This is a genomic window from Sulfitobacter sp. (genome assembly GCF_041552635.1).
In the GTDB taxonomy this organism is placed as follows: Bacteria; Pseudomonadota; Alphaproteobacteria; order Rhodobacterales; family Rhodobacteraceae; genus Sulfitobacter.
Map to the genome: position 1 here is coordinate 1 of NZ_JBFEKM010000227.1, position 4820 is coordinate 4820.

Consider the following 4820-nt stretch of genomic DNA (forward strand, 5'->3'; position numbering starts at 1 on the left):
CACCGTGCAATTCGGGCTGCGGGGCATGGGCGTGGCCCCCGCCGGTGTCGAAAAGGACCTGACAGGCCACCACCATCTGGTGATCGACAGCGCGCCCTTCGGATCGGACAACCCCGAAGCGCTGAGCGAGGCGCTCCCCGCAGACGAAAACCACATTCACTATGGTGGCGGCCAGACCGAAGCAATGGTGGAATTGGCCCCCGGCACCCACACCCTGCAATTGGTGTTGGGCGACTGGAGTCATACCCCCCATGACACCCCGATCATGTCCGAGGTGATCACGATTACGGTCGAATAGCTTTCGACACTGATAAACGTAGGGTGGGCGATGAGCCCACCTTTCCCTGTTAAAGTGCCGCTGCCAGCCGTGTGCCTTGATCAATCGCGCGTTTCGCGTCCAATTCCGCCGCGACATCCGCGCCACCGATGACGTGGCAAGGGATTCCCTTCGCCTCAAGCGCATCGGCAAGGGACCGATTAGACAGTTGGCCCGCGCATAGCACAATTGTATCCGCTTCGATCAGTTGCGGTTTTTCGCGTGCTTCGCCAAAGCTGATGTGCAGCCCGTCGGCGTCGATCTTTTCATAGTTCACGCCGCCGATCATCTGGACGTTCTTCATGGTCAATGAAGCACGATGAATCCAGCCTGTCGTCTTGCCCAAGCCTTTGCCGACCTTGGTGGCCTTGCGTTGCAGCATTGTCACCTCGCGCGCAGGTGCGTGGGGTTGCGGGCCTTCGGGGGCCAGACCGGAGCGGTGGTCGGCGGGGTCAGTGACACCCCATTCCTTCATCCATTCGGGCAGGTTTGTGGTGGTGCTGTCGCCGTCATGTACCAGATGTTCGGACACGTCGAACCCAATACCGCCCGCGCCGATCACGGCGACCTTTTGGCCCGCTGTCACCTTGCCGTTCAGGATGTCGATATAGCTGACGACATTCCCTGCGTTCTGCCCTGGTATCTGCGGATCGCGGGGCACAACGCCGGTGGCGATGATGACCTCATCGAAATCACCCAGATCATTGGCCGATACTTCGGTGTTCAGCTTGACCGTGACGCCGTGTTCTTTGACCATCGCGCGGTACCAGTCGACAAGGCCCCAGAATTCCTCTTTGCCCGCGACCTGCTTGGCAAGGTTCAACTGACCGCCAATCTCGGATGCGCGGTCGAATATGGTAACTGTATGTCCACGCTCAGCCGCTGTAATGGCCGCCGATAAACCCGCAGGGCCGGCACCGACAACGGCGATTGTCTTGACGTCCTGCGACGGCTCAACCTTCAACTCGGTCTCATAGCAGGCGCGCGGGTTGACCAAGCAGCTTGAGATTTTGCCACCAAAGGTATGATCCAGACAGGCCTGATTGCAGGCGATACAAGGTGCGATCTGGTCAGGCTTGCCCGCCGCCGCCTTGGCCACGAAATCCGCATCCGCCAGCATGGGCCGTGCCATCGACACCATGTCGGCGCAGCCTTCGGCCAGCACATCTTCGGCCACTTGGGGCGTGTTGATGCGGTTCGAGGTGATCAGCGGAATGCCCACCTGACCCATCAGTTTCTTAGTGACCCATGCAAAGGCGGCACGCGGGACGGACGTCGCAATCGTGGGAATGCGCGCCTCGTGCCAGCCGATGCCGGTGTTGATGATGGTGGCCCCGGCGGCCTCGACGGCGCGTGCCAGTTGTGCGACCTCGTCAAAGGTTGATCCGTTCGGGATCAGATCAATCATCGACAAACGGTAGATCAGGATGAAATCGGGGCCGACGGCCTCGCGGACGCGGCGCACGACTTCGACCGGCAGCTTCATGCGGTTCTCGTAGGAGCCACCCCATTCGTCGGTCCGTTTATTGGTGTGGGTGACAAGGAACTGGTTCAGGAAATACCCCTCAGACCCCATCACTTCGACCCCGTCATAGCCAGCTTGCTTGGCGCGAAGCGCACAGGCGGCGATGTCGCTGATCTGCTTTTCGATGCCTTCGGCGTCCAACTCCTTGGGGGCGAACATCGAAATCGGGGATTTGATCGCAGAAGGGGCCACGCAATCGGGGCTGAACGCATAGCGGCCCGCATGCAGGATCTGCATCGCGATCTTGCCGCCGGCCTCGTGGACCCGCTGTGTTACGATGCTGTGGTTGTCGACATCCTTTTGCGTGGTCATCATCGCGGCACCATGGGCGACCGATCCTTCGGGGTTCGGGCCGATACCGCCCGTCACCATCAACCCCACATCACCACGCGCGCGGGTGGCATAGAATTCGGCGACGCGGTTCCAGTCGCCGGTTTCCTCAAGCCCGGTATGCATGGACCCCATCAGCACGCGATTTTTCAACGTGGTAAAGCCTAGATCAAGCGGGGCCAGCAGGTGTGGATAGTCGGACATGGGGCGATCCTTTCGAGGGATGGGGGCGTTGCAGCCGATTTCATCTTAACCGGCTGGTTCTGTCACGCACAACGCTGCGTAAGCCAATATACAGAGGCGCGGCTTTTGTGCTAGGTCCCTGCCTAACAGACGTAACCAAAAGGCCGGCCCCATGACACCTGACGAAATTGCCAAACTGCCCTATCGCCCCTGCGTCGGCGTGATGCTGGTCAATGCCGATGGCCATGTCTTTGTCGGGCAGCGCCGCGACCGCGATCAGGATGCTTGGCAAATGCCCCAAGGCGGCGTTGAAAAAGGCGAACACGCCGAAGTCGCGGCCCTGCGCGAGCTTGAGGAAGAAACCGGTGTATCGCCAAATTCTGTTTCCGTTGTGACCCAGACCGAAGGCTGGCTGCCCTACGAGTTGCCTCATGATCTGGTTCCGAAAATCTGGAAAGGCCGGTATCGCGGGCAGGAACAGAAATGGTTCCTTTTGCGTTTTCACGGCGCGGATTCCGAGATCAATCTGGAAACTGATCATCAAGAGTTTTCCGAGTGGCGCTGGTTGCCCGTCGATGATCTGGTCGCCAATATCGTGCCGTTCAAGCGCGATGTGTATGAGGCCGTTGTCGCAGCGTTCCGGCCACATTTGGGGATGGCGTAAAGTTGGAAGGCCACGTCTGAAACATCCCTTCCAAGGCTAAACCCACCGTCTAGCAAAGATCAACCAAAGCGCGTTCTTCAAATGATTTCCGCCTGTCCGTCGACATGCCAAAGCATTTGAAACGCCTCTTTGCCAGACCGCGATCTGATGTGTATCACAAGATCGTCGGCCTTTATTGGCGGCTTTGGACTGGTCCGTTTCACGACGAACTGTTGCGCACCATCAGATTTCGCGCAATTCGCCCTTCCATTTGTTCAGGGCGCTTATCAGCTTTGTTGATTGGGCCGAAAATTCGCCTTCAAGTGTTTCTTTTGACTTGGCTGTATTCCCGTCAAGCGCATCCTGAAGAACAGTTGATGCTGTGCGGTGAAATTCTGCGTGAAGACGGGTTATCACCTGATAAGGCATCCCGCTTTTTATATCCGCAGGCATTGTTTCGTCATGAAGCCACTTGCCGAATTCACATTTGTTATCGCACGCTACAACATCCGGGGAAAAATCGCTGGACCCGCTGTTAATGGCTGTTTTCAACCGTAGTTTCCACAACCCATGAGCACCAATTGCTTTTTGGATTTCCTCGAGTGTACGTTCGTTTGCCATAATATTCTCTTTTCGCGCGTTTCAAAAAATGCTCCTGACAATGTTGATAACTGCGAATTTCTTAATCTAAGCATAACGGGCATTTAAAACGCTTAACGGCGCAGCGCTCCTTAACAAGAAATAATCCCTTTAATTCAAGGGATAATGGGCACATTCGGCCCTGCATCACGCCCCAGCATGCCTGTCAGACGCGGATCATCTGCAACCTCGATCTGGCGTTTATAGGGCGTGAAACCGCTGCGGATATAGAACGCCAAGGCTTGCGGGCTGTCGATGGTGCAGGTGTGGACGTGGAAACGTTTGATGGGTTTGGACCACGCAGTCGCAATGGCGTGGTTCATCAGATAGCGGCCTGCGCCAGCGCCGATCAGCGCAGGGGTCAGACCGAAATAAGCCAGTTCGCATTCACCGTTTTGGCGGAAATCCAGTTCCAGCAGGGCTTCGTCTTGGCCGTCCTTGGACAGTGTATAAAACGCAACATCGGGGTCGTTCAGGATCGCGATCAGCTCTGCGTCCGACATCTTGAGCCGGCCGAACCACAGCCATTCCTGTGATCCGACGCGTTGGAAAATATCTCGGTACCAGTCCAGCGTCGGGGTCACCTGCCGCAGGGCTATACCGTCTGGCAAAGGAACGTCCCGCACGGGGGCCGGGCTGTGCATCTCAAGGTGGGTGACCACCATCGCCAGCTTGCCCGCAGGCACATCGTGATAGCCGTCACCCAACATGTTTCAAGCCAACCCTTGGGCTTTGAACAGCGCCATGATGTCTGCTTCGGGGCGGGGACCGACGTGGCTGATGACCTCGGCCGCGCAGATGTTGCCCATCTTGCCGCATGTCTCAAGATCGCGGCCGGTGGCCATGCCGTACAGGAAGCCGGCGGCGAATTGATCGCCTGCACCTGTGGCATCGACGGGCGTAATTTTGGTCACGGGTACATCGACACGTTCGCCGTCGCGAATCAGCGTGACGCCGTCGCCAGAGCGCGTGCACACAACCGTGCCACACATCGCAGAGGTCTTGGCCAGCGCGTCCTCAAGATTGTCGGTTTCAAACAGGGATCTGATTTCGGCCTCGTTGCCGATGACGAAATCAAGTTCGTCTGCAATCATGCGCAGGAAATCGGCCCGGTGACGGTCAACGCAGAAGGGATCTGAAATCGCGATGCCTGCTTTGCCACCCGCAGCACGGGTCAGGCGAGA

6 protein-coding genes are annotated in these 4820 nt (G+C 57.8%); 2 read left to right on the plus strand and 4 right to left on the minus strand.

The window, feature by feature from the left end; genetic code table 11:
- Positions 1-298, plus strand: a 298-nt coding sequence (locus ABYT07_RS18875) for a DUF4399 domain-containing protein (protein ID WP_372993570.1), incomplete at its 5' end; no start/stop codon positions are given.
- Between the two features lie 49 nt (positions 299-347).
- Here ABYT07_RS18875 and ABYT07_RS18880 read toward each other — a convergent pair.
- Positions 348-2375 (minus strand): FAD-dependent oxidoreductase, encoded by a 2028-nt coding sequence (locus ABYT07_RS18880; RefSeq protein WP_372993571.1) that lies wholly within the window; start codon positions 2373-2375, stop codon positions 348-350.
- A gap of 151 nt (positions 2376-2526) precedes the next feature.
- On the opposite strand from ABYT07_RS18880, the gene ABYT07_RS18885 reads away from it, so the two are divergent.
- Positions 2527-3018 carry an RNA pyrophosphohydrolase gene (locus ABYT07_RS18885; RefSeq protein ID WP_372993572.1) on the plus strand — a complete coding sequence of 164 codons (492 nt, stop codon included), beginning with the start codon at positions 2527-2529 and terminating at the stop codon, positions 3016-3018.
- A gap of 222 nt (positions 3019-3240) precedes the next feature.
- On the opposite strand, the gene ABYT07_RS18890 is transcribed toward ABYT07_RS18885, so the two are convergent.
- The 3 genes from ABYT07_RS18890 to ABYT07_RS18900 form a co-directional block, all read right to left on the minus strand.
- A complete protein-coding gene (locus ABYT07_RS18890; protein WP_372993573.1) occupies positions 3241-3618 on the minus strand; it encodes a CZB domain-containing protein in 378 nt (125 codons plus the stop codon).
- A 134-nt stretch (positions 3619-3752) separates the two neighbouring features.
- Positions 3753-4346, minus strand: a complete 594-nt coding sequence (locus ABYT07_RS18895; RefSeq protein ID WP_372993574.1) for a GNAT family N-acetyltransferase — start codon at positions 4344-4346, stop codon at positions 3753-3755.
- Positions 4347-4349: 3 nt separating this feature from the next.
- On the minus strand, positions 4350-4820 hold a 471-nt coding region (locus ABYT07_RS18900), incomplete at its 5' end, for a PfkB family carbohydrate kinase (RefSeq protein ID WP_372993575.1).